This is a genomic window from Pseudomonas sp. JH-2, assembly GCF_036231725.1.
Taxonomy (GTDB): domain Bacteria; phylum Pseudomonadota; class Gammaproteobacteria; order Pseudomonadales; family Pseudomonadaceae; genus Pseudomonas; species Pseudomonas delhiensis.
On the sequence record NZ_JAZAQP010000005.1, the window covers coordinates 70,810 to 93,088 of the forward strand.

Genomic DNA, 22,279 nt, shown 5'->3' on the forward strand with positions numbered 1-22,279 from the left:
GCGGCAGGAGCCTTCCATGCGAGTCCTGTTCATGTGCACGGCCAACAGTTGCCGCAGCATCCTTTCCGAAGCCCTGTTCAACCACCTGGCGCCCGCCGGCTTCGAGGCGGTGAGCGCCGGCAGCTTCCCCCGCGGCCAGGTGCTGCCGCGCAGCCTGGCGACCCTCGAGCGCGCCGGCATCGCCACCGAGGGCCTGAGCAGCAAGGGCAACGAGGCCTTCGCGGACAACCCGCCGGACATCGTCATCACCGTCTGCGACAAGGCCGCGGGCGAAGCCTGCCCGGTGTACTTCGGCCCGGCGTTGAAGGCCCACTGGGGCCTGGAGGACCCCTCCGAGGCGCTGGGCGACGAAGCGCAGCTGGATGCCGCCTTCCGCGCCACCCTGGCGCGTATCGAACGGCGTTGCCTGGCCTTCTTCGCCTTGCCTTTCGCCAGCCTCGATCGCGCCGCGCTGGAGCACGAGCTGGCGCGTATCGGCCACCTCTGACCGCGCCCGCCACGCAGGGCAGCCTCCGTGGCGGGCGCGGGGCGCGGCTCAGAGTTGCGGCGTGTATTTCACGCTGAACATCAGGTTGCGCGGGTCGCCGTAGTAGTTGTTGTAGTCGATGGTGTTGTACGCGGGCACGTAGTACTTCTTGTCGAACAGGTTGTTCATGTTCGCTGCCACCGTGACCTCGTCGCTCAGCTTGTACGCAACCCGCGCATCCCAGATGGCGTAGCCGGGCAGGTCGAACTTGTGGTCGTACGAGGTAGTGCCGCTGACGGCAGTGGTGCCCAGGCCCAGGGACACGCGGTTCCAGTCTCCCGGCAGGGTATAGTCGCCCCACAGCTTGAGCTGGTGCTTGGGTGTCCAGGTGCTGAATACCTTGTCTTTGTAGTCGTTGTCCTTGAGGTACCTGGTGGTGTTGTAGACGTAGCCGGCCATCAGCTGCAGTCCGCTCAGCACCTCGCCGCTGATCTGCGCTTCCAGGCCCTGGCTGCGCACCTTGCCCGAGGGTTTGGCGCAGTACCAGCCGTCGCAGTCCATGGGCCCGCCGAGGTCGAGCACCGCGCGGTTTTCCTGGTCGTAGCGGAACAGCGCCAGCGAGGTGTTGACCGCGCCATCGAGCAGTTCGCCCTTCAGGCCCAGCTCGTAGTTGCTGCCGGTGATCGGCTCGACGATGGAGCCGGAGGCGGTGCGGTCGGTCTGCGGCTGGAACACGTCGGTGTAGCTGGCGTAGACCGACCACTGCGGGTCCAGCTCGTAGACCAGGCCGGCGTAGGGCGAGACCTTGCCGGTGCTGGTGGTGGTGGATTCGCTGCGCGCGGTGTGGGCGAAGGTCTCGGCGCCGTAGGTGTAGTCGTACCAACTGGTGCGCGCGCCGAGGATCAGCTTCAGCGGCTCGGTCAGGTTGATCGACCAGCGCGAGTACAGGCCCTTCTGCACCACGTCGTAGTCGGTCAGCCGGCCCAGGCCGCGGCTGGCCAGGTCGTAGATGTCCGGCATCGGGCGATGGTGGTCGACATTGGCGGAATCGGCGCCGAAAGTGGGGGCGCGGGCCCAGCGGTCGTCGGTCTTGATCCGCGAGTAGTTGCCGCCCAGCAGGAAGCTCTGCTCGAAGCCCAGGCCGGTGAACTGGCCGTCCAGGTACAGGTCCAGGCCCTTGCTGTGGGTCGTGAAGTCGGTGCTCCAGTCGATGTAGGTGTTGTCGGTGGAGCCGTCGGTGGGCAGCGCGTCCCACAGCGCCTGGTAGGTGGCGCCGTTGTGCTCGCTCATGTAGACGCTGGCGGCCTTCACCCGCCAGTCGTCGTTGAGGCGGTAGGTGGCGTCGAGGAAGACGCTGGTCTGGTCGTTGTCGGAGCGGTTCCAGTCGGCGCCGACGTAGGTCGAGCGCGACCAGTCCGGGTTGCCGCCGTCGGCGTAGCGCGGCAGGCCTAGCATGGGCGGGCGCGAGTGGCCCTTCTGGTTGGCCACGCCGACGCCCACGGTGAGGTCCGGGGTGAAGTCGTAGTCCACCGCGCCGTAGACGGTCTGGTTCCAGCCGCGCACGTAGTCGATGAACGAGTCGCTGTCGTTGTAGCTGACCACGGTGCGACCACGCAGGGTGCCGCTTTCGTTCAGCGGGCCGCCGGCATCCAGCTGCATGCCGTAGCGGTCCCAGGAGCCGGCCTTGCCGGTCAGGCTGACGGTGGCCTTCTGCTGGCCGCGCTTGCGTACCAGGTTCAGTGCCCCGCCCGGGCTGTCGCCGCCCTGCAGCAACGCCGCCGGGCCGCGCAGCACTTCGGCGCGGTCGTAGAAGCTCATGTCCTCGGTCAGGTAGCTGCCCAGCGAGTAGGTGTTGCGCGGGATGGGCACGCCGTCGTACTGGATGGTGTCGATGCTGAAGCCGCGGGAGAAGATGAACAGCCCCGAGCCGGGCGACTTGGTGGCGGTCAGCCCCGGCGTGCGTTTGGCCAGGTCGGAGATAGTCTCGGTGTTCTGGTCGTCCATCTGCTTGCGGGTGATGACCGTCACCGACTGCGGGATGTCCTTGAGCTTCTGTACGCCCTTGCCCAGGGTCACTGCGCCGGAGGTGTAGGAGTGGGAGCCCTCGGTGGTGGCCACCGGCTCGCTGCCGATGACGTTCGTGGCGCCCATTTCCAGCACCTCGCCCTGCTTCACCAGGCGGTAGCCGTGCTCGCCCTGGCTGGCCTGGTAGCCGCTGCCGGCGAGCAGGCGGGCGAAGCCTTCCTCGACCTCGTAGTGGCCCTTGAGCCCCGGCGAGCGCAACCCTTGCAGGTCGGCGGTGCGGTAGAGGATGGCGATGCCGGCCTGCTGGGCGAAGCGGTTGAGGCTCTCGCCCAGGTCGCCGGCAGGGATGTCGAAGGTGCTGGCCGCGGCCTGGGCCAGTTGGGGCAGGGCGGTGGCGCCGCACAGCGGCAGCGCCAGTTGCACGGCCAGGACCAGGGGTGCCAGGGCGGCGCGCCTGGCTGAGTATCGAAGGGTGGACATCGGGTGAAAGCTCCGTTTCTTGGTTGGCTTCTTCCTTGACGGACGGCCCGGAAAAAGCGGAACCACTCTCACCCGTAAATCATTCCTGGCCGCCCTTCGCCTCGATCCACACCAGCCAGGGCGTGAAGCGCCGCACCTTCACCGGCAGGCTGTCCTCGATCAGCGCCAGGGCGCGCTCGCTGTCGTCCAGCGGCAGCACCGCGGAGATGCGCATGCCCGCGAGCGCCTTGCTGTCGTAGCGCCAGTAGCCGCGCTGCTGGCTCGACAGCTGGGCGAGCACCTCGCCCAGGGGCGCGTCGTGCACCACCAGTTGGTGGCGCTGCCAGGCCTGGTCGACTGCCGCCGGCTCCACCTTGCCGACCAGCCGGACGTCGTCCCGGCTCAGCCGCGCCTGCGAGCCGGCGCTCACCTCCAGGGTGTGCGAGCCGTCGGCGCTCTGCGCCGAAACGCGGGAGTGCAGCATGCTCAGCAGGGTGTCGCGTTCCTCGCGGCGCACCACGAAGCGGGTGCCCAACGCGCGCATGCTGCCGTCGTCGGTGGTGACGCGGAATGGTCGCTTCGGATCGGGCGCCACCTCCACCAGCACTTCGCCGCGCAGCAGCTCGACGCTGCGCTGGCCGCCGTCGTAGTGCAGGTCCACCGCGCTGTTGCCCGAGAGCAGTAGCACGGAGTCGTCCGGCAGCCGCTCGCGGCGCCATTCGCCCGGCGCGGTGCGCAGGTCGGCCAGCCAGTAGTGGCGCCAGTCGCCGTTCGCCGCCAGCAGCAGCGACAGGCCCAGCACGGCCGCGCCCAGGCCGGCCAGGGCGCCCGGCCGCCGCCGGCGCGGTGCCGCCAGGGTGCTGGAGAGGGCCGCCTGGACCGCCTGGCTTTCCTCCTGCAGGCTCTGCAGCTGGCCGATCAGGCCGCGCATCTGCTCGACCGCCCGGCCGCGCCGCGGGTCGCCGGCGCACCAGTGTTCGAAGGCCTGGCGCTCGGCGGCGGAGCAGTCGTCCTCTTCCAGGCGCAGCAGCCAGTCGGCGGCTTCCTCGAGCATGCGTTCGTCGCTCATGCTCAGACGTCCATCGCCTGGTTGCAGTGCACCAGCGCCTGTACCAGGTAGCGCCGCACCATGCGTTCGGAGATCGCCATGCGCTGGGCGATCTCGCCCTGCGGGAGGTTGCCCAGGTAGCGCATCAGGAAGACCTGGCGGGCCTTCTCGCCGAGGCCTTCGAGGGCGAAGGCGAGGATTTCCAGCAGCTCCAGGGTAGCGTTGATCCGTTCCGGGGAGGGCGAGCCCTCGCTGTGTTCGTGCAGCCTCGCCAGCTCTTCCAGGTAGACGGCCTCCAGGCGCTTGCGCCGTGCTTCGTCGATGACCAGCCGGCGCGCGGTGGTGCTGAGGTAGGCGCGCGGCTGGCGCATGTCGGCCAGGCAGTCGGGTGCGCTGAGGATGCGCATGAAGGTGTCGTGGGAAATGTCCGCGGCGTTCTGCGGGCAGCCGAGCTTGCGCCGCAGCCAGCCGAACAGCCAGCCGTGATGGTCCAGGTAGAGCTCGTGCACGGTGCGACGCGGCGGATCGGCTGGCTTGTGCATGTCGGGGCAAATGCAATTGATAATTCATATCAATTGTAAGGAGGGCGGTGACTTTCAGCAATTTCCTTGATGCCGAATCCGATGGATGTCGGAAATTCCGGTGTCGGAAGGGAAGCGCTGGCGCTGCCCCGAAATCCTGCTTGCGCCGCTCTAGACCAAGGTCCTAAAGACCCCGCCGGGCATCTGTGACACCTTCCCGCGCCGTTTTGCCGTCCCTGTTCTCCGGAGCCACGCCATGCCCTTGCCTTTCCCCTCCAGTACGCCCCGTTCGCTTTGCGGCCTGGGCGCCCTTGCGCTGCTCGGCGGCTTCGCCGGCCCGGCCAGTGCGGAGTTCCTGGAGGACGGCAGCGCCCGCCTGGAGGCGCGCACCCTGTACTTCAACCGCGACTTCCGTGATGGCGCCTCTTCCAACCCGCAGGGCGCCTCCAAGCGCGAGGAGACCGCCCAGGGCTTCATCCTTGACGTACGCTCCGGCTTCACCGAGGGCCCGCTGGGCGTCGGCGTGGATGCCCTGGGCATGCTCGGCGTCAAGCTCGACTCCAGCCCGGCCGACAGCAACAGCGGCCTGCTGCCGTCCAGTGGCCACGACCCGCGTCATTCGGCCGACCAGTACGCCAAGGCCGGGGTCGCCGGCAAGCTGCGCTTCTCGCGCACCCAGCTGCGCTACGGCGCCATGCTGCCGGACATGCCGCTGCTCAAGTACAACGACGGCCGCCTGCTGCCGAACATGTTCCACGGCGCGCAACTGGCCAGCGAGGAGATCCGCGACCTGAAGTTCTCCGCCACGCGCCTGGAGCGCTATACCGCGCGGGATTCCAGCGACGCCCAGGACATCCGCCTCAACTGCAAGAACAAGCGCTACGCCTGCGACACCACCGGCAACCGCTTCGACGCCTACCAGCTCGACTACAAGGTGAGTGACGACCTGTTGTTGCAGTACGCCCAGGGCGGGCTGGAGAACGTCTACCGCCAGCGCTTCGTCGGCCTGCTCGGCAAGCGGGCGCTGGGCGGGGGCGTGGCCAGCGCCGACTTGCGCTGGTTCGACAGCGACGATGATGGTGCCGCCCGCGCCGGCGAGATCGACAACCGCGCCCTCAGCCTGCTGCTGGCCTACGCCCGCGGCGGCCACACCTTCAGCGCCGGCTGGCAGCGCATGAGCGGCGACAGCTCGATGCCCTACCTCGATGGCAGCAACCCCTACGTGGCCAACTACGTGCAGGTGAACGACTTCGCCAACGCCGAGGAGCGCTCCTGGCAGCTGCGCTACGACTTCGACCTGCGCAGCGTCGGCGTCCCCGGCTTGAGCCTCATGGCCCGCTACCTCAACGGCGACCACATCCGCCTGGCCAGCGGTGGCGAGGGCAAGGAATGGGAGCGCGACCTGGAGGCCAGGTACGTGGTGCAGACCGGCACCTTCAAGGGCCTGAGCCTGCGCCTGCGCAACGCCACCTACCGCACCGACTATGAACAGTGGGCCCGGGACGTGGACGAGGTGCGCCTGATCGCCAGCTACAACCTGTCGATCTTCTGAGGCGGCTGCTCAGGCCAGCGTGAGGCCCATGAAAAAAGCCCCGTGGCGCATGCCACGGGGCTTTTTCGTTCACGTCAGGTCGCGACGCCGATCAGAACACGCTGAACGGGTACTCGACGAAGACGCGGACTTCGTTGCCGTCGTCGTTGTACTCGCGGGCGTCGTTGGAAACGCGAAGCCAGGAGCTGCGCAGCTTGATCGACAGGTCCTTGGCCGGGCCGCTCTGCACGACGTATTTCGCCTGGTTGAAGATCTCGCGCTCATGGCCATTGTTGGTCTGCGAGGTCTTGATGTTGTCGCCATAGACGTAGGCGACGGTGTAGCTCAGGCCCGGGATGCCGTATTCAGCGAAGTTGATGCTGTAGTTGGCCTGCCAGGAGCGCTCGTCCTCGGCGTTGAAGTCCGACCAGTAGGAGTTGGCCAGCCAGATGGTGGTGCCGCCGTCGCCGATGCGGTAGCCAGTATCGCGGTAGCTGCCGTAGACGTAGCCCATGTCGCCAGTGTTGCGCTGGTGGGCGAGCATGAAGGCGTGGGCACCGATGCTGTAGGTGGCCGCCAGGCTCCAGATGGTGTTGTCGCGGGCGCCGCCGTAGTAAGTCTCGGCGAAGTCCTTGTTCAGCTTGGTCTTGTAGCCGTTGAAGTCGAAGGTCAGCGACTGCTTGTCCTGCATCGGGAATACGTAGTTCAGGTTCACGTATTGCTTGCGGGCGATGTCCTCGTTCTCCGAGCCATACAGCGAGCCGCTGAAGTTGTCGGTGAACTTGTAGCTGCCGCCGAACACGTCGATGCGCTTCAGGTGGCCACTGTCGCGGCCTTCGGCACTCTTGCGGGCTTCCTGGGTGAAGCGGCCGACGTTCAGCTCCAGACCTTCGATCTCCTTGGAGGTGATCATGGCGCCGGTGTAGCTTTCCGGCAGCAGGCGCGAGTTGTCGAAGCTCAGGACCGGCAGGCTGGGCATCTGGTCGCCGTACTTGAGCACGGTGTTGGAGAGGCGGAACTTGACCGCCGCGCCGGCGCGGGCGAGGTCGCTCGCGGCTTCGCCACTGTCACCCTTCTTGAAGAAGTCGATGCCGCCGGCGCCGCTCTTGCCCTTACCGCCGTCCAGGCGCAGGGCGTACAGGCCAAAGGCGTCTACGCCAACGCCGACGGTGCCCTGGGTGAAGCCGGAAGTGAAGGTGGCGCTGGCGGCCTGGCCCCACTCGGACTTGTCGTCGGCACCGTGCTTGTAGTCACGGTTCATGTAGGCGTTACGGAAGAACAGGTCCAGGTGGCTGTCTTCCACGAAGCCCTTGGCGGCTGCCTGATCGTCGGCCATGACCTGGGTGCTGGCGGCGAGGATCCCCAATGCAAGCAAACTGAACTTTTTGTTCATCATCTTGTTATTTCCTGCAGTCTGTTTATTCGCAGCGCCCGAACGCAGAAAAAAGCTTGCCCGCCCGGGTGCTCCAACCCGGGGCCGGCGACGCTGGGTGCTGGCGTTTCTTGGATGGTCACGAGGCCCCTCACAGGCCCCGATGGCGCGCGATGATAGCAGAACGTGGATAAAATCCAGGAATTTCGAAGGGTTGGCGCGTTTTTGCGAAAGCGCCTACGCGAAATTGGGAGCCTGGTTCCCGCTCAGGCAAGGGGCTGCGCGTTGTTGCGCCGTTGCAGCCACAGGCTCAGGCCCAGGCCGATGATCGCGGCGGCGCAGGCGAACGGGAAGATCGCCCGGAAGCCCCAGGCACTGGCGATGGCACCGGCCAGCGGGCCGGTGATGCCCAGCGAGACGTCGATGAACAGCGAGTAGGCGCCCAGCGCCGCGCCGCGGCTGGAAGCCGGCACCAGGCGCACCGCCTCCACGCCCAGGGCGGGGAACACCAGGGAGAAGCCGAAACCGGTCAGCGCCGCGCCGGCCAGCGCCGACCAGGGCCCCGGGGCCAGCCACAGCAGGAGCAGGCCGAGGCTTTCCACCAGCAGGCAGCAGATGGCCACGGCGAAGCCGCCATGGCGGTTGATGGCGCTGGCGAACAGCAGCCGCGCGCCGATGAAGCAGGCGCCGAAGGCGCTCAGGCAGTACACCGCGCCACTCCAGCCGCGGCTGGCGTAGTACAGGGTGATGAAGGTGGCGATGCAGCCGAAGCCGATGCCGCCCAGGGCCAGCCCGGTGCCGTGGGGAGCCACGCGGCCGAGCACGTGGTGGAAGGGTAGGCGCTCGCCGTGGACGATGGCCGCGGCGCGCTTGGGCCAGGCCAGGGCGAAACCGATGGCGGCCAGCAGCATCACCACCGCGCCCATGCTCCACAGCCCCAGGTGCTGCACCAGCAGGACGCCGAAGGGCGCGCCCACGGCCAGTGCGCCATAGCTGGCGATGCCGTTCCAGGAGATCACCTTGGCGGTGTGCAGCGAGCCGACGCGGTCGATGCCCCAACTGATGGCGCCGGTGCCCACCAGGCTCTCGGCGGTGCCGAGGATCATCCGGCCGAGCAGCAGGCAACCCAGGCTCAGTGCCTGCATGTCCTGCAGCCACACCGAAAGCAGCATCAGCAGGCCGCTGCCGGCGCAGCCGAGCATGCCGTAGAGCACCGCGCGCTTGGGCCCGAGGTTGTCGATCACCTTGCCAGCGTAGGGGCGGGTGAGCAGGGTGGCCAGGTACTGCACGCTGATCACCAGCCCGGCCAGCACCGAGCCGAAGCCCAGGTCGCCATGCACGTAGCCCGGCAGCACGGCCAGGGGGATGCCGATGGTCAGGTAGGCGAGGAAGGTGAACAGCACCACCGACACCACCTCGAGCGTGATGGCGGCGTTGGAACGGGGCGTGGCGGTATCGGCGGACATGGACGTGAACAGCAGGGGCGGAGAGGGGAGGGGCATGATGAACCGCCGCCGGCTTGTAGGAAAGCTAGCTAACGAACTACCTGAAGGATTCGTCGCTCGGCCTTGTTTCGCGAGCAAGCTCGCTCCTACGAAGAGCGGGCGCCCCTTGTAGGAGCGAGCTTGCTCGCGAGCGCTCTTTCAGACCCGCCGGAACAACGTCGGGTAGTCCAGCACCAGCCCTTGCCCATCCACCTCCAGCAGCGCCTGGAAGTCCGTGCCCTCCAGGTTGCGGTACAGGTAGTGGTGGGCATCCTGGCGCGTGTAGCCCTGGCGCATCCTGCGTGGCCGCAGCTGCGGCGCTTCCACGTAGACCACGTCCAGGGCCACCGACTGGCCGTCGGCCAGGCCCAGGCGGCGGATCGGGAAGGTATTGGTGAAGGGGCTGGGCCAGATGTCGATGTCCAGGCAGCCGTCCAGCTCCGTCAGCGGGCTGCCGTCGCCCAGCGTCCAGCGGCCCCGGCCGTCGGCCAGCAGCACCAGGTGGCGCCGCAGGTGTTCGCCCTCCACCAGCAGCTCGGCTTCGCGCAGGCGCCAGTCGGCATCCCATTCCAGGCGGTACTCCAGCTGGTAGGGCGGCTGGCCGTCGGCGGCGGCCACGCGCAGCTGGCTGTCGGCGCGGCCGTCCTGAAGCAGCAGGCGCTCCCAGCTGGCCGGCGGGGCCTGCCACAGGCCTTCCCAGGTCAGCTGGCGGTTCATGCCGGGTCCAGCAGCAGGCCCAGGCGCAGGCGCTTGGGCAGGCGCGCGACCACCAGCTGGTGCGAGCGGGTGAGGGCCTCGCGCAGCTCGTCGGCGCCCATGGGGTAGGGGCGCTGCATGGCGATCCAGTAGGCGCGGGCCAGGTAGGGTGCGGGGCGGATGCCGGGGCGGTCGACGAAGCCGAGGAAGAGTTCCGGGCCGACCTTGAAGGCCAGGCCGCCGCGGCCTTCGTCGAGGAAGTCGAGGATGGCGAACATCTTGTTGCCGGCCACCGAGAACACCCGGTTGCTGCCCCACTTGATGTCCTCGCGGGCGCCGGGCAGTTGCAGGCAGAAGCGGGCGATCTGGTCGGGCGTCATGGGTTCTCCGGCGTCAGCCGCGGAAGTAGACCTGCACCAGATGGTAGCCGAACTGGCTCTTCACCGGGCCGTGCACGACGTTCAGCGGCTTCTTGAAGACCACCGCGTCGACGCTGCGCACCAGTTGCCCGGGGCGCAGCTCGCCGAGGTCGCCGCCGCGCTTGCCGGAGGGGCAGGTGGAGTGTTTCTTCGCCAGGGTGGCGAAGTCCTCGCCCCTGGCCAGGCGCTGCTTGAGCTGCTCGGCCTCGGCGGCGGTCTTGACCAGGATGTGGCGGGCCATGGCGACGGGCATGGGGTGGCTCTCTGCTGACGGAAAAGGCTGATTGTACCTTCCGCCGCCTGGCCGAAGGGCAGTGACGTATATCGCATTTCTCCGGGGCTGGCATTGTGCCCGCCCCTGGCTCTACCTAGAGTCTGGCGATTATTCCTACAAGCGACCGCCCTTTGCGGACGGCGCCTCCTCCTAGCGTGCGGATGCAATACAGATGGAAATCCAAGCGATGCTGCGGATCCTGTCCAGCCAGGACGGTTCCGACCTCTACCTGTCCACCGGCGCGCCGCCCTGCGCCAAGTTCAACGGCGTGCTCAAGCCGCTGTCCAGCGAGCCGCTGAAGGCCGGCGACGTGGCGCGCATCGCCGACGCCATCATGGACGAGGAGCAGAAGGCCGAGTTCGAGCGCGAGCTGGAGATGAACCTGGCGATCTCGGTCGCCGGCGTCGGACGCTTCCGCATCAACATCTTCAAGCAGCGCAACGAGGTTTCGATCGTCGCGCGCAACATCAAGCTGGACATCCCGCGCTTCGAGGACCTGATGCTGCCCGAGGTGCTGCTCAAGGTGGTGATGGAGAAGCGCGGCCTGGTGCTCTTCGTCGGCGGCACCGGCTCGGGCAAGTCGACCTCCCTGGCGGCGCTGATCGACCACCGCAACCGCAACAGCGGCGGGCACATCATCACCATCGAGGACCCCATCGAGTACGTGCACCGGCACCGCAAGTCGATCATCAACCAGCGCGAGGTGGGGGTGGACACCCGCAGCTTCCACGCCGCGCTGAAGAACACCCTGCGCCAGGCGCCGGACGTGATCCTGATCGGCGAGATCCGCGACCGCGAGACCATGGAGCACGCCCTGGCCTTCGCCGACACCGGGCACCTGGCGATCTCCACCCTGCACGCCAACAACGCCAACCAGGCGCTGGACCGCATCATCAACTTCTTCCCCGAGGAACGCCGGCCGCAGCTGCTCAACGACCTGGGCAACAACCTCAAGGCCTTCGTCTCCCAGCGCCTGGTGCGCACCCAGGACGGCAAGCGCCGCGCCGCGGTGGAGGTGCTGCTGGGCACCGCCACCATCAGCGACATCATCAAGCGCGGCGACTTCAGCTCGATCAAGGAGATCATGGACAAGTCCCGCGCCCTGGGCATGCAGACCTTCGACCAGGCGCTGTTCGACCTGGCGGTGGAAGGCGCGATCAGCGAGGAGGAGGCGGTGAAGAACGCCGACTCGGCGAACAACCTGCGGCTGAAGCTCAAGCTGCACCGGGACAACCCGGCCAGCGCCACGGCCCAGGCGGCCGGCACCCAGCCGGCAGCCCCGGCCGCGCCCGCGGTGGAAGCCTCCAGCTGGGGCCTGGAGCTGGCCCTGGAAGAGATCAAGGCCGAGGACGAGGAAGACAAGAAGGGCGGTTGAGGCCCGCCCAACCTGCGTGGGGCGAACAACCGTTCGCGGTTGTCCGCCGTCGGCCGTGCCTCCGGGGCATCCGGCGTGGCCGGTGAATCCGATCGCGGACGGAGTCCGTTCCTACGACCGTGCGTCCTGGAACTGTAGGAGCGGACTCTGTCCGCGATAGGCCGAGCCCCGTTGCGAAATCGCGGATGAATCCGCTCCTGCGCAAACCACCTCGGCGCAATCGCCCTACAGCAGGTCCAGCGGATAGCTGACGATCAACCGGTTCTCGTCGAAGCTGTTGGTCCGCCCCCAGTCGCGGCGCATGGTGGAGTTGCGCCATTTCACGTTCAGCGTCTTCAGCGGCCCCGATTGCACGGTGTAGGCCAGCTCGCTTTCGCGGCCCCACTCGGTGCCGTCGTCGGTGCTGGCGTTGTGCACGTTGCTGCCGTGGATGTAGCGGTTCATCAGGGTCAGGCCGGGCACGCCGAGGCCGGCGAAGTCGTAGTCGTGGCGCAGCTGCCAGGAACGCTCCTTGGCGTTCTCGTAGCTGGAGTTGTAGCTGTCGTTGGCCAGGGTGCCGCCGCTGGCGCCGTTGACGCGGAACCACTCGTCGTCGCCCATGACCTTCTGCAGGCCCAGGTAGAAGGTGCTGGCGCCGACCTTCGCCGAGAACATCCCCGAGGCGGTGCGGTTGTCCAGATCGCCGGCGCGGGCGCTGCCGTCCTCCTTGCCCCAGAAATAGCCGAGGTTGGCGCCCAGCACCCAGTCGCCCAGCGGCTGGAAGTGCTGCACCTGCAGGTACTGCTGCTGGTAGATGTCCTTCAGCTCGGCGTTCCACAGGCCGACGAGGGTGCGCTCGTGGTTGAAGCGGTATTCGCCGCCGGCGAAGTCGAAGCGGTCGGAGGTGTAGGCCGTGCGGTTGAACAGGCTCATGTCCTCCATGCTGGCATCGTTGCGCGGGCTGTTCTGGCGGAACTGGCCGCCGTACAGCGTCAGGCCGGCGATTTCCTTGGAGGTCAGCTGGGCGCCCTGGAAGGTCTGGGTCAGCGAGCGGCCGTCGTCGGAGCGCAGGATCGGCAGCGCCGGGGCCCATTCGCCGACCTTCAGCTCGGTCTTCGACAGGCGCGCCTTGCCGGCCACCGCGAGGCGGCCGAAGTCGTCGGCCGGGCGGCCGTCGTCGTGCACCGGCAGCAGCTGGGTGCCGGCGGTGCCGCGGCCGCCGTCGAGCTTGACGCTGTACAGGCCGAGCACGTCCAGGCCGAGGCCGACGGTGCCCTGGGTGAAGCCAGACTTGAAGTCGAGGATGAAGTTCTGCGTCCACTCCTCGGCCTTGCCCTGGGCGGTGTCGCCGACGTAGTTGCGGTTCATGTAGAAGTTGCGCAGCGTCAGGCTCGACTTGGCGTCCTCGAGGAAGCCGTCGGCGAAGGCGGGGAGGGTGGTACCGGCCAGGGCCAGGGCGGCGGGCAGGTAGCGGGGAAAACGACGGATGCAGGGGTAGCCCATGACGATCTCTCTGGAGTCATTGTTGTGGGGAGAGGCTTGTCTGGCGCCGGCTGTGGCGCCGGAAACGACGGCGCGGCGCTAGGCGGCGACCTGGCCTGGCGACGGCGGTGCGAGAGAGGGATGGGCGGCGTGCAAGTGCGACATTGCTCTGGACCTTCTTGTAATTGTTGGTGTGCTTTCGCGTCCGAGGGCAGCGGGCGCTGCCGGAGGTCGGTACGCCTCGATAGTGGAAGGGCGGCGGGCGGTGGACAATCGGTGAAAACGCTTCCTGTGCGAATATCGAACATTAATTAACTGGTTCGAACATTTAGGCGCGCCCTGCAAGCCGCCCCCGGCGGTTCCCCGGCCCGGTCGATCTCATTAGAATCCGCCGATCCTCGTAGTGGACGACACCCATGGCCGGTAGCCAGATCGAACGCGCCTTCAGCCTTCTCGAAAGCCTCACCAGCGAGCCCCGTGGCCTGCCGATGCAGACCCTGGCCGAGCGCCTGGAGATACCCAAGAGCGCCACCCACCGCATGCTCGCCGAGCTGATCCGCCTAGGCTACGTGCGGCAGAACCCGGAGAACGCCCGCTACCAGCTGTCCACCAAGCTGGTGGCGCTGGGCTTCCGCTACCTGTCCTGCAGCGGCGCCGACATCGTCCAGCCGATCCTCGACCGCCTGGCCCAGGACAGCGGCGAACTGGTGCGCCTGGGGGTGATCGACGGCAGCCGCCAGACCTGGATCGCCAAGTCCCAGGGCGCCCGCTCGGGCCTGCGCTACGACCCGGACATGGGCCGCGACGCGCCGCTGTTCTACACCGCCTCCGGGCACGCCTGGCTGGCCAGCCTGGACGACGCGCAGGCCCTGGAGCTGGTGCGCCGCCAGGGCGTGGGCGACCCCGCGCAGTTCGGCCCGCGCGCGCCGCGCAGCGAGGATGAGTTGCTCGGTTACCTGCGCCGCGCCCGCGAGCGCGGCTATGCCTGGGTCGAGCAGACCTCGGCGCTCGGCACCTCGGCCCTGGCCGCCGTGGTGCACAGCCCGGTGGACCGCCGGGTGATCGGCGTGCTGAGCATCGCCGGGCCCAGCGCGCGCCTGCCGGAAGCGCGCCTGCACGAACTGGCGCCGCTGCTGCTGGCCGCCGCTGCCGAGCTGTCTGCGGCGAGCCAGGCCTCCGACCTCTTCGCCTGATTCCCCTTGCTGCCTGGCCTTCCTCCCCCGCGGAGGAGGGCCGCTCGCGCCTGCCCGGACGCAACGGCGGTCGATAATCGCCCGCTGCCTGTCGTGCTGCACTTGAGTAAAATTGGAACCGAGTTCTAAATTCACTCATGCCATTCCATGGAGCCCCGCGTACCGGGCCCCAGCACAACAAGCAGAAGAGGAATCCCGCGTGACCGCTCCCTTGCGCATTGCCCTGATCGGCGCCGGCATCATGGGCCGCCAGCATCACCAGCACCTGCTTCATGTCCCCGCCCTGCAACTCTGCGCGGTGGCCGACCCGGGCCCCGGCGCGGCCGGGTTCGCCGCCGAGTGTGGCGTGCCGTACTACGCCGACCACCGGCGCATGCTGGAAGAGGCGCAGCCGCAGGCGGCGATCATCGCCAACCCCAACAACCTGCACGTGGCCACCGCCCTGGACTGCCTGGCCGCCGGCGTGCCGGTGCTGCTGGAGAAGCCGGTGGGCGTGCACCTGGACGAGGTGCGCGAGCTGGTCGAGGTGAGCCGGGGCAGCGGCGTGCCGGTGCTGGTCGGCCACCACCGTCGGCACAACCCGCTGATCGGCAAGGCGCGGGAAATCCTCGCCGCTGGGGCCCTGGGGCGCCTGGTCAACGTCACCGCGCTGTGGCAGCTGCAGAAACCCGACAGCTACTTCGAGGTGCCCTGGCGCCGCGAGCCGGGCGCCGGCTTCCTGCTCACCAACCTGATCCACGACCTCGACCTGCTGCGCTACCTGTGCGGCGAGGTGGTGCAGGTGCAGGCCTTCACCGGCAACTCGGTGCGCGGCTTGGTCAACGAGGACAGCGCGGCCATCCTGCTGCAGTTCGAGAACGGTGCCCTCGGCAGCCTGACCGGCTCCGACGGCGTGGCCGCGCCCTGGAGCTGGGAGCTGGACTCCGGCGAGAGCCCCCTCTACCCGCGCCAGGTCGACCAGCCCTGCTACCTGCTGGCCGGCACCGAGGGTGCGCTGAGCATTCCGCAACTGCAGCGCTGGCACTACGCACAGCCGGGCGCCGGCTGGCACCAGCCGTTGCTGCGCAGCAGCGAGCCCTTCACCCCGGGCGAGGCGCTGCGTCGGCAACTGGAGCATTTCGTGCGCGTGGTGCGCGGTGAGGAGCTGCCGTTGACCGACGCGGTGGACGGCGGCCGCACCCTGGCGCTGATCGAGGCCATCCGCGAGGCCGCCGCCAGCGGCCGGGCGTGTGCGCCGGCGCGGGTTGGTTGAATGAGACTGTGCAGCTTTGTCCGCGATAACCGAAGGTGCCGACGCGGATCGCGGACAAAGTCCGCTCCTACAGGTTGACGCTGAGATTCCCATCTACGCCGGACAGCCCCCTCTCCCGCTTGCGGGAGAGGGTTGGGGAGAGGGCGCTCTTGAGCCCGACACCTGGACCGCCGGTGAACACCGTTCGCGAGCAAGAGCTAGGCGCCCCCCTCGCTCCTACGAAAAGCGCCTCGGCGCGGCCTGTAAGCCACGAGATTCGCGCCCAGGGCGCGCTCCTACAATTCACCTGTGACCCGGATACCGATACCCATGACCGACCGAATCTTTTCCCTCGCCGCCCTGACCGTGCTCGAGCTGTCGCCGCCGGAGATGGTCGAGGTCGCCGCCCGCGCCGGCTACAGCCATGTCGGCCTGCGCCTGGTGCCGGCCACCGCCGAGGAGCACCACTTCCCGCTGGTGGCCGACGCCGAGCTGCGCCGCCAGACCCAGGCGCGCCTGCGCGACACCGGCATCCGCGTGCTGGACCTGGAGATCCTGCGCCTGAAGCCGGAAACCCGCGTGGCCGACTTCGAGCCCATCCTCGCCGTCGGCGCCGAGTTCGGCGGCACCGAGCTGCTGGTGGCCGGCAACGACGCGGACGAGGCGCGCATGACCGAGCGCTTCGCGCAGCTGTGCGAACTGGCCGCTACCTACGGCATCCACCCGCACCTGGAATTCATGCCCTGGACCGACGCCCCCGACCTGGCCACGGCCTGGCGCGTGGTGAAGAACGCCGGGCAGGCCAACGGCTGCGTGCTGGTCGATGCCTTCCACTTCGACCGCTCCGGCTCGTCCCTGCAGGACCTGGCGCAGGTGCCGGCCGAGCGCATGCGCTATGCCCAGCTGTGCGACGTGGCCGGCCCGCGCCCGGACGACATGCAGGAGATCCTCCGCCAGGCTCGCAACGAGCGGCGCTTCCCCGGCGATGGCGACTGCGACCTGGCCGGCCTGCTGCGCACCTTGCCGGCGACGGTGCCGCTGAGCCTGGAGATTCCCACCCGGCAACTGCTGGAGCAGGGCGTCAGCGCCCTGGAGCGCGCCAGCCTGGCCCTGGACAAGGCACGAACGGTGCTCGCCCGGCTCTGAGGCCGGCTGGGTCAGCCGCTGAAGCTGCGCGCGGTCACGTAGGCCCGTTTCCAGTAGGGCGAGTCGAGGGAGTCGATGCGGATCGTCCTGCCGGTACTGGGGGCGTGGATGAAGCGGTTGTCGCCGATGTACAGGCCCACATGGCTGGCACGGCCACTGCCGTTGTGGCTGAAGAACACAGCATCGCCCGGTTGCAGTTCATGGCGGGCTATCGTCGCGTCACGTTGCGCGATCATCGACCTGGTGGTGCGCGGCAGGCGCAGGTCGGCGACGTGGCGGTACAGGTAGACCAGCAGGCCGCTGCAGTCGAACCCGGTTTCCAGCGAGTCGCCGCCCCAACGGTAGCGCTGGCCGATGAGCTGGTGCGCGCGGGCGACGATGAGCTGGCGCGTGGTCGGGCTGACGGCGCTGTTCCGGCCCATCGGTGCTGGCTGGACGGTTGCCAGGGAATAACGGCGCCATTGCGGGGAATCGAGATCGTCGGCGTGGGCGAGGGGAACGATCAGGGCAAGCAGCGAAAGAGCAAGTAACCAATGAAAAACACGCATTTCGGAACACTACAGGGTGGAGTTTGAGTCGTGGCGCAATCCTTCTGCTGGCAAGCCCGCACCAGGCCCCCGGTCTATGCGGACGAGGGCGGTGCGGGTGAGGTGGGGTTGGCTGCTACTTCCCTGGTAGCTGCTGGCTCTCCAGCGTCCCTGCAGGCCGGGCATGGCCCGGCTCCGCAGCTGGGCGGCCAGGCGTTCGGCCAAAAGCATCGCGGAACAGGCCGGGGGCCTTTCCGTTCTGCGGCCTATCCGGGCCTGGAACTCCGGAGGCAAGAGGGATGTCGCAGCGAGCGGAGCCGGTCCGTTGGCGGGAGCGGTCGTTCGCACTGGAGCGCGGCGAGCACTGTAGCGGCGCGGGGCGGGCAGCCATATGGGATTAGTCCTGAATCCGCCGGGCATTCATCTGACCCCTGCCCGTTCCGGCGAAAGCGGCATGGCGCTGCGGCCCCGGCCGCGAGTCGCAAGCAGCCCGCCTACCTGGCGTACACGAGGATGCAGCTTCGTCGAAATCCCGGCACACTGCCGGGCGCCTTGCTTTTCCACCCACCGAACCGGAAGACCCGATGACCGCCGCCTCCGCGCTGTCCGGCAGCAGCCAGCCCCTGAAGGGCATCCTTCTGGTGATCCTGGCCACCTCGCTGTTCTCCACCCACGACGCCCTGTCCAAGTACCTCTCGGGCTTCTATCCGATCCTCCTGGTGGTCTGGGCCCGCTACGTGGTGCACACGCTGCTGATGGCCGGCATCTTCCTGCCGCAGTCGGGCCTGCGCGTGCTGCGCACCCGCCGGCCGGGGCTACAGGCGCTGCGCGCGCTGTGCCTGCTGGGCACCAGCCTGCTGTTCACCACCGGGCTGCAGTACATCCCCCTGGCCGAGGCCACGGCGGTCAACTTCCTCGCCCCGCTGATGGTCACCGCGCTGTCGGTGCCGCTGCTGCACGAGAAGGTCAGCGCCGGCCAGTGGGCGGCGGTGAGCCTGGGCTTCGCCGGGGTGCTGGCGATCGTCCACCCCGGCGGCGAGCTGTTCACCCCGGCGGTGCTGCTGCCGTTGGGCTCGGCGCTGTGCTTCTGCTTCTACCAGTTGCTGACGCGCAAGCTGGCGGCGGTGGACAGCCCGACCACCAGCAACTTCTTCGCCGGCCTGCTGAACACCGCCCTGACCACGGCCATGGTGCCCTTCGTCTGGCACACCCCGAGCTTCGGCCATGCCCTGCTGATGCTCGCCCTGGGCACCTGCGGCATGTCCGCCCACCTGTTCCTCACCCAGGCCTTCCGCCACGCCGCCCCGGCGCTGCTGGCGCCGTTCGGCTACTGCCAGATCGTCTTCGCCGGGCTGATCGGCTGGCTGGTCTTCAGCCACGTACCGAGCGCCAGTGCGCTGGTGGGCATCGCGGTGATCTGCCTGAGCGGGTTGGCGGCGGCGTGGATGCAGCGGCGGGGTTGAGGGGGCGGTGTAGGAGCGAGCTTGCTCGCGAATGGAGTTTCACGGTGGCGTCGGTGCTGGGTTCAAGAGCCCCTCACCCCAACCCTCTCCCAGAGGGAGAGGGGGCTGTCCTGGGTCGCTGGGAAGTCTGGAGTCAGACTGATACTCCTGACCACTCCTCGTCATTCCTGCGAACACGGAATCGTAGGGCGCATAATCGTTCGCGGTTATCCGCCGTCGTCCGTGCCACCGGGGCGTCCGGCCGGGGCGTTGAATCCGATCGCGGACGGAGTCCGCTCCTACGCCCGTGCGTCCTGGAACCGTAGGACTCTGTCCGCGATCATGGCGGATAACGCCGTAGGCGTTATGCGCCCTACGAGTTATCGCGAACGTGGGGAGTCAGGGTTCGCGAGCAAGCTCGCTCCTACGAAAAGCAAAAGCGCGTCAGCTCTGGCTCTGGCTTTTGGACTTCCAGAGAAATATCCGAGCGCACCGGAACGCCCCTTCAGAAGGCCGAGCGAAACCGGCGCTCAGGAGGTCATGCGACATGGATGTCGCGAGAGCCCCGATGGGCTACAGGGACGTACCCTCGGGGCGGGCCTCCGTGGCGGGGGAGTTCGCGAGGGTAGCCCGGCTCCATCGGGCCCGTATGCGGGGCAAGCCTTCTTGGTTACTTCTTTGGCGTTTGAAAGAAGTGACTCGCCCGAGGGGGCGAAACGAGAGACACCCACGCACTCGGAGCGGCGCGCCACACCCAAACCCAATAGACAGTTGCTCCTACGTCCGTGCTTCCTGGAATCGTAGGACTCTGTCCGCGATTTTCCGTCGTTTTCGCGAGCGGGGCGGTCATGGGTGTCCGACCTGGGCTCTCGCGATGTAGGCAATTTCCGGTTTTTCTCCAGGGTGATAGCCAGGTGTGCAGCAGCGCACCCCGGGCGGGCGCCCGGCAACCGTACTTTCTCTCCCTCGCACAGACGCCGGCGAGGGGGACTCCATTCCCGAAGCAGTATTCGCCTCGTCTGAGACCTATTGGTGAATAGTAACGATGAGGTTACTATGGCGGCCATAGAGGTGGTCGAGTATGTCCGGGAAGACGCGTCCTGCCCCTATCAGGAGTGGTTCGACTCCCTGCATTTCCAGGCGGCGGCCAAGGTTGCCACCGCCAAGGTGCGCATGGCGGTGGGCAACACCTCCAACGTTGGCATCGGCGAATACCGCATCGACTGGGGGCCGGGCTACCGGATCTACCTGGCGAGGGACGGTGAGGCGCTCATCGTGCTTTCGGTGGTGGCAGCAAGGCCGGCCAGGCAGCGGATATCCGCAAGGCGAAGGCGCTGCGCGCCGAGTACAAGCAACGCAAGAAGGCCCGGCTCGGGCCGCAGATGAGAGGGTGATTCCAATGGCACTGACCAGGGATTTCAAACAGACCGTCGTCGCGCGGGTACAGCGTGAACCGGCATTCGCCACCGCGCTGCTCGACGAGGCCGCTTCGCTGTTCCTCAACGGCGAGCCGGACGCCGCGCGCCTGATCCTCCGCGACCTGGTCAACGCCACCCTGGGCTTCGAGCGCCTGGCGGTCGAAACCGAGAAGCCGAGCAAGAGCCTGCATCGCATGCTGTCGGCCTCGGGCAACCCGGGCATGGACAACCTGGCGGCGATCTTCGATGCCCTGCGCCGCACCCTGGGGGTGGAAATCCAGGTGCGGGCGGTGCATGTCGCCTGATGCCGTTCCAAGAAAGAAGGCCCCTGTCGGGGCCTTTTTTCATTCTCGGGCATTACCTGTTCAGTGGCTGGCCACCCGCAGGCTGTTCTGCCGCGCATTGTCGTACTCGGCTTTTTCCAGCGGCTTGGCGTCAGGCTTTCCCAGGTCTTCCATCGGCAGACGGTGGGTTTCCGGGGCCAGGTAGGCGGCGAAGGCGCACAGGCAGGTGATGAGGAAGGCCAGGCTGCCGATCACCCACGGGATGTTGTCCGAGCCGGGCGGGGCGACGGCGGCGAACAGCGCCGGCAGCATGGCGGTGAGCATGGTACCGATGTTCTGCGCGATGGCCATGGCCGAGACGCGGTAGCGGGTCTGGAACAGCTCCGGGTAGAAGGACGGGAACACCGCGTTGTAGCCCTGGTACACCAGGCCCCACATCAGCAGCGACATGAGGAAGGCCAGCGGCACGTTCTGGATGCTGATGGCGTACAGGTAGCCGAAGGCGAGCAGGCCCGAGCCCAGGGCGCCGACGATCAGCGTCGGGCGGCGGCCGATGCGGTCGGAGAGGTTGCCGACGAAGGGAATGGCCAGCACCGCGACTATGTTGCCCACCACCGGGATCCACAGGTACACGCTCTTGTCGAAGCCGATGCCGTAGGCCGGCTGCACCGCGTAGGCCGCGCCGAAGATGGTGGCCACCACCGGGATCACGTTCATCAGCGACATGACCATGACCAGCAGCATCTGCTTCCAGCTGTTGCGGAAGGCCTCGGCGATCGGCGACCTGGCCACCTGCTGCCTGGCTTCCTCGTTGACGAAGGCCGGGGTCTCGTGCACCTCGCGGCGGATGATCAGGCCGGCGATCAGCACCACGGCGCTGAGCAGGAAGGGAATCCGCCAGCCCCAGGCGTTGAAGGCGTCGTTGGGCATGAAGTAGGCCAGCGGCAGGAACACCGCGGCGGCCATCACCTGGCCGGCCTGCACGCCTTGCAGGGTGTAGCTGGCGAAGTAGCCGCGGCGGCCGAAGGGGGCGTGTTCGAGGATCATCGAGCTGGCCCCGGAGATTTCCCCGGCCACGGCGAAGCCCTGCACCAGGCGCAGCACCACCAGCAGCGCCGGGGCGAGGAAGCCGACGTCGTGGTAGGTCGGCAGCAGGCCCACGGCCATGGTCGACAGGCCCATCATGAACATGCACAGCAGCAGCACGTTCTTGCGCCCGCGGGTGTCACCCCAGTGGCCGAGGAAGAAGGCGCCGACCGGGCGGGCCAGGTAGCCCACGCCGTAGGTCGCAAGCGACGCGACGATGGCCATCTTCGGGTCGGCGGAGGGGAAGAACAGCTGCGGGAAGATCAGGGCCGCGGCCTGGGCGTAGATGAAGAAGTCGTAGTACTCGAGAGCCGAGCCGATCCAACCGCTGGCGGTGGCTTTCTTGGCTTGGGAGCTGGAGGGAGTTGCCATCGTTGTCTCCGTTTCTTGTTGTAGTCGGTGCCTGCCCGCCGCCGCCGCGCCGCAGGGCGTGGTGCGCAGGTCGGGTCGGGGCACTGGAAGTCTTCGCGGGGGCCTGTCGCGCTCGGCTACGCGGCTCAGGGCAGCGGGCGAGCCGGCGTTCGTGGTGGGCTGGAGACGGCGGCGGTGAGGGGGCGTGCAGTCAACATGGGCAGGGACTCTTTGTTGAAATTGTTATGGGGCAAGGCGTCTCGCGGGCCAGGGGAGGCATGGCCCTGGTGTGTCGCGGTGAATCCATGGTCGGCCACTGGACGAAAAACCGTCAATTCGCTGATCGGCCTTTTGTTCGGTGATCGAACACAAAACTAACTGGTTCGTACAATTTGCCTTGCCGCTGGAAAATACCCTGCGAATAATCCAATGACCAGCCGTGCGTCCCACGGCTGGCGCTATTTCCGAAG

General features: G+C 67.8%; 19 protein-coding genes and 1 pseudogene. 9 read left to right on the forward strand and 11 right to left on the reverse strand.

Annotated elements, in window-relative coordinates; genetic code table 11:
• Positions 1-16: 16 nt before the first annotated feature.
• Complete coding sequence (locus VV867_RS05140) at positions 17-487, forward strand: arsenate reductase ArsC (protein ID WP_328565781.1); 471 nt, start codon at positions 17-19, stop codon at positions 485-487.
• Positions 488-535: 48 nt separating this feature from the next.
• Here VV867_RS05140 and VV867_RS05145 read toward each other — a convergent pair whose 3' ends face one another.
• The 3 genes from VV867_RS05145 to VV867_RS05155 form a co-directional block, all read right to left on the reverse strand.
• Positions 536-2,971, reverse strand: a complete 2,436-nt coding sequence (locus VV867_RS05145; RefSeq protein ID WP_328565782.1) for a TonB-dependent siderophore receptor — start codon at positions 2,969-2,971, stop codon at positions 536-538.
• 79 nt (positions 2,972-3,050) lie between these two features.
• Positions 3,051-4,019, reverse strand: a complete 969-nt coding sequence (locus tag VV867_RS05150) for a FecR family protein (RefSeq protein WP_328565783.1) — start codon at positions 4,017-4,019, stop codon at positions 3,051-3,053.
• Between the two features lie 2 nt (positions 4,020-4,021).
• Complete coding sequence (locus tag VV867_RS05155) at positions 4,022-4,540, reverse strand: sigma-70 family RNA polymerase sigma factor (protein ID WP_109934953.1); 519 nt, start codon at positions 4,538-4,540, stop codon at positions 4,022-4,024.
• A gap of 235 nt (positions 4,541-4,775) precedes the next feature.
• Here VV867_RS05155 and VV867_RS05160 point away from each other — a divergent pair, with 235 nt between their 5' ends.
• Entirely contained in the window at positions 4,776-6,071 is a 1,296-nt protein-coding gene (locus VV867_RS05160; RefSeq protein WP_328565784.1) for an OprD family porin, read from the forward strand.
• A gap of 91 nt (positions 6,072-6,162) precedes the next feature.
• Here the strand turns inward: VV867_RS05160 and VV867_RS05165 are convergent, their stop codons facing one another.
• The 5 genes from VV867_RS05165 to VV867_RS05185 form a co-directional block, all read right to left on the reverse strand.
• The gene (locus tag VV867_RS05165) at positions 6,163-7,446 is read right to left on the reverse strand and encodes an OprD family porin (RefSeq protein WP_328565785.1); all 1,284 of its coding nucleotides are present in this window, start codon (positions 7,444-7,446) and stop codon (positions 6,163-6,165) included.
• Between the two features lie 242 nt (positions 7,447-7,688).
• A complete protein-coding gene (locus tag VV867_RS05170; RefSeq protein WP_275630469.1) occupies positions 7,689-8,888 on the reverse strand; it encodes an MFS transporter in 1,200 nt (399 codons plus the stop codon).
• Between the two features lie 177 nt (positions 8,889-9,065).
• Positions 9,066-9,623, reverse strand: a complete 558-nt coding sequence (locus VV867_RS05175; protein ID WP_328565786.1) for a putative glycolipid-binding domain-containing protein — start codon at positions 9,621-9,623, stop codon at positions 9,066-9,068.
• Positions 9,620-9,982 (reverse strand): MmcQ/YjbR family DNA-binding protein, encoded by a 363-nt coding sequence (locus tag VV867_RS05180; RefSeq protein WP_109934948.1) that lies wholly within the window; start codon positions 9,980-9,982, stop codon positions 9,620-9,622. The genes VV867_RS05175 and VV867_RS05180 overlap by 4 nt, the downstream gene beginning before the upstream one ends.
• A 13-nt stretch (positions 9,983-9,995) precedes the next feature.
• Entirely contained in the window at positions 9,996-10,274 is a 279-nt protein-coding gene (locus VV867_RS05185) for a peptidylprolyl isomerase (protein ID WP_109934947.1), read from the reverse strand.
• A 193-nt stretch (positions 10,275-10,467) separates the two neighbouring features.
• Between VV867_RS05185 and VV867_RS05190 the strand changes: the two genes are divergently transcribed.
• On the forward strand, positions 10,468-11,670 hold the full coding sequence (locus VV867_RS05190; RefSeq protein ID WP_177412080.1) for a PilT/PilU family type 4a pilus ATPase: 1,203 nt from the start codon (positions 10,468-10,470) through the stop codon (positions 11,668-11,670).
• 225 nt (positions 11,671-11,895) lie between these two features.
• On the opposite strand, the gene VV867_RS05195 is transcribed toward VV867_RS05190, so the two are convergent.
• On the reverse strand, positions 11,896-13,152 hold the full coding sequence (locus tag VV867_RS05195; RefSeq protein ID WP_328565787.1) for an OprD family porin: 1,257 nt from the start codon (positions 13,150-13,152) through the stop codon (positions 11,896-11,898).
• Positions 13,153-13,547: 395 nt separating this feature from the next.
• Between VV867_RS05195 and VV867_RS05200 the strand changes: the two genes are divergently transcribed.
• The 3 genes from VV867_RS05200 to VV867_RS05210 all read left to right on the forward strand — a co-directional run bounded on the left by VV867_RS05200 (position 13,548) and on the right by VV867_RS05210 (position 16,701).
• Complete coding sequence (locus tag VV867_RS05200; RefSeq protein WP_109935662.1) at positions 13,548-14,324, forward strand: IclR family transcriptional regulator; 777 nt, start codon at positions 13,548-13,550, stop codon at positions 14,322-14,324.
• Between the two features lie 199 nt (positions 14,325-14,523).
• Positions 14,524-15,576, forward strand: a complete 1,053-nt coding sequence (locus tag VV867_RS05205) for a Gfo/Idh/MocA family protein (RefSeq protein WP_328565788.1) — start codon at positions 14,524-14,526, stop codon at positions 15,574-15,576.
• A 309-nt stretch (positions 15,577-15,885) separates the two neighbouring features.
• The gene (locus VV867_RS05210; RefSeq protein ID WP_109936283.1) at positions 15,886-16,701 is read left to right on the forward strand and encodes a sugar phosphate isomerase/epimerase family protein; all 816 of its coding nucleotides are present in this window, start codon (positions 15,886-15,888) and stop codon (positions 16,699-16,701) included.
• A gap of 11 nt (positions 16,702-16,712) precedes the next feature.
• On the opposite strand, the gene VV867_RS05215 is transcribed toward VV867_RS05210, so the two are convergent.
• Positions 16,713-17,123 carry a C40 family peptidase gene (locus tag VV867_RS05215; protein ID WP_256595966.1) on the reverse strand — a complete coding sequence of 137 codons (411 nt, stop codon included), beginning with the start codon at positions 17,121-17,123 and terminating at the stop codon, positions 16,713-16,715.
• 689 nt (positions 17,124-17,812) lie between these two features.
• On the opposite strand from VV867_RS05215, the gene VV867_RS05220 reads away from it, so the two are divergent.
• The 3 genes and pseudogenes from VV867_RS05220 to VV867_RS05230 all read left to right on the forward strand — a co-directional run bounded on the left by VV867_RS05220 (position 17,813) and on the right by VV867_RS05230 (position 20,393).
• Positions 17,813-18,691 carry a DMT family transporter gene (locus VV867_RS05220; RefSeq protein WP_109936281.1) on the forward strand — a complete coding sequence of 293 codons (879 nt, stop codon included), beginning with the start codon at positions 17,813-17,815 and terminating at the stop codon, positions 18,689-18,691.
• Between the two features lie 1,035 nt (positions 18,692-19,726).
• Positions 19,727-20,064: pseudogene (locus VV867_RS05225) on the forward strand (type II toxin-antitoxin system RelE/ParE family toxin).
• Positions 20,065-20,069: 5 nt separating this feature from the next.
• Positions 20,070-20,393, forward strand: a complete 324-nt coding sequence (locus VV867_RS05230; RefSeq protein ID WP_275629875.1) for a helix-turn-helix domain-containing transcriptional regulator — start codon at positions 20,070-20,072, stop codon at positions 20,391-20,393.
• A 60-nt stretch (positions 20,394-20,453) separates the two neighbouring features.
• On the opposite strand, the gene VV867_RS05235 is transcribed toward VV867_RS05230, so the two are convergent.
• On the reverse strand, positions 20,454-21,830 hold the full coding sequence (locus VV867_RS05235; RefSeq protein WP_328565789.1) for an MFS transporter: 1,377 nt from the start codon (positions 21,828-21,830) through the stop codon (positions 20,454-20,456).
• Between the last annotated feature and the right edge of the window lie 449 nt (positions 21,831-22,279).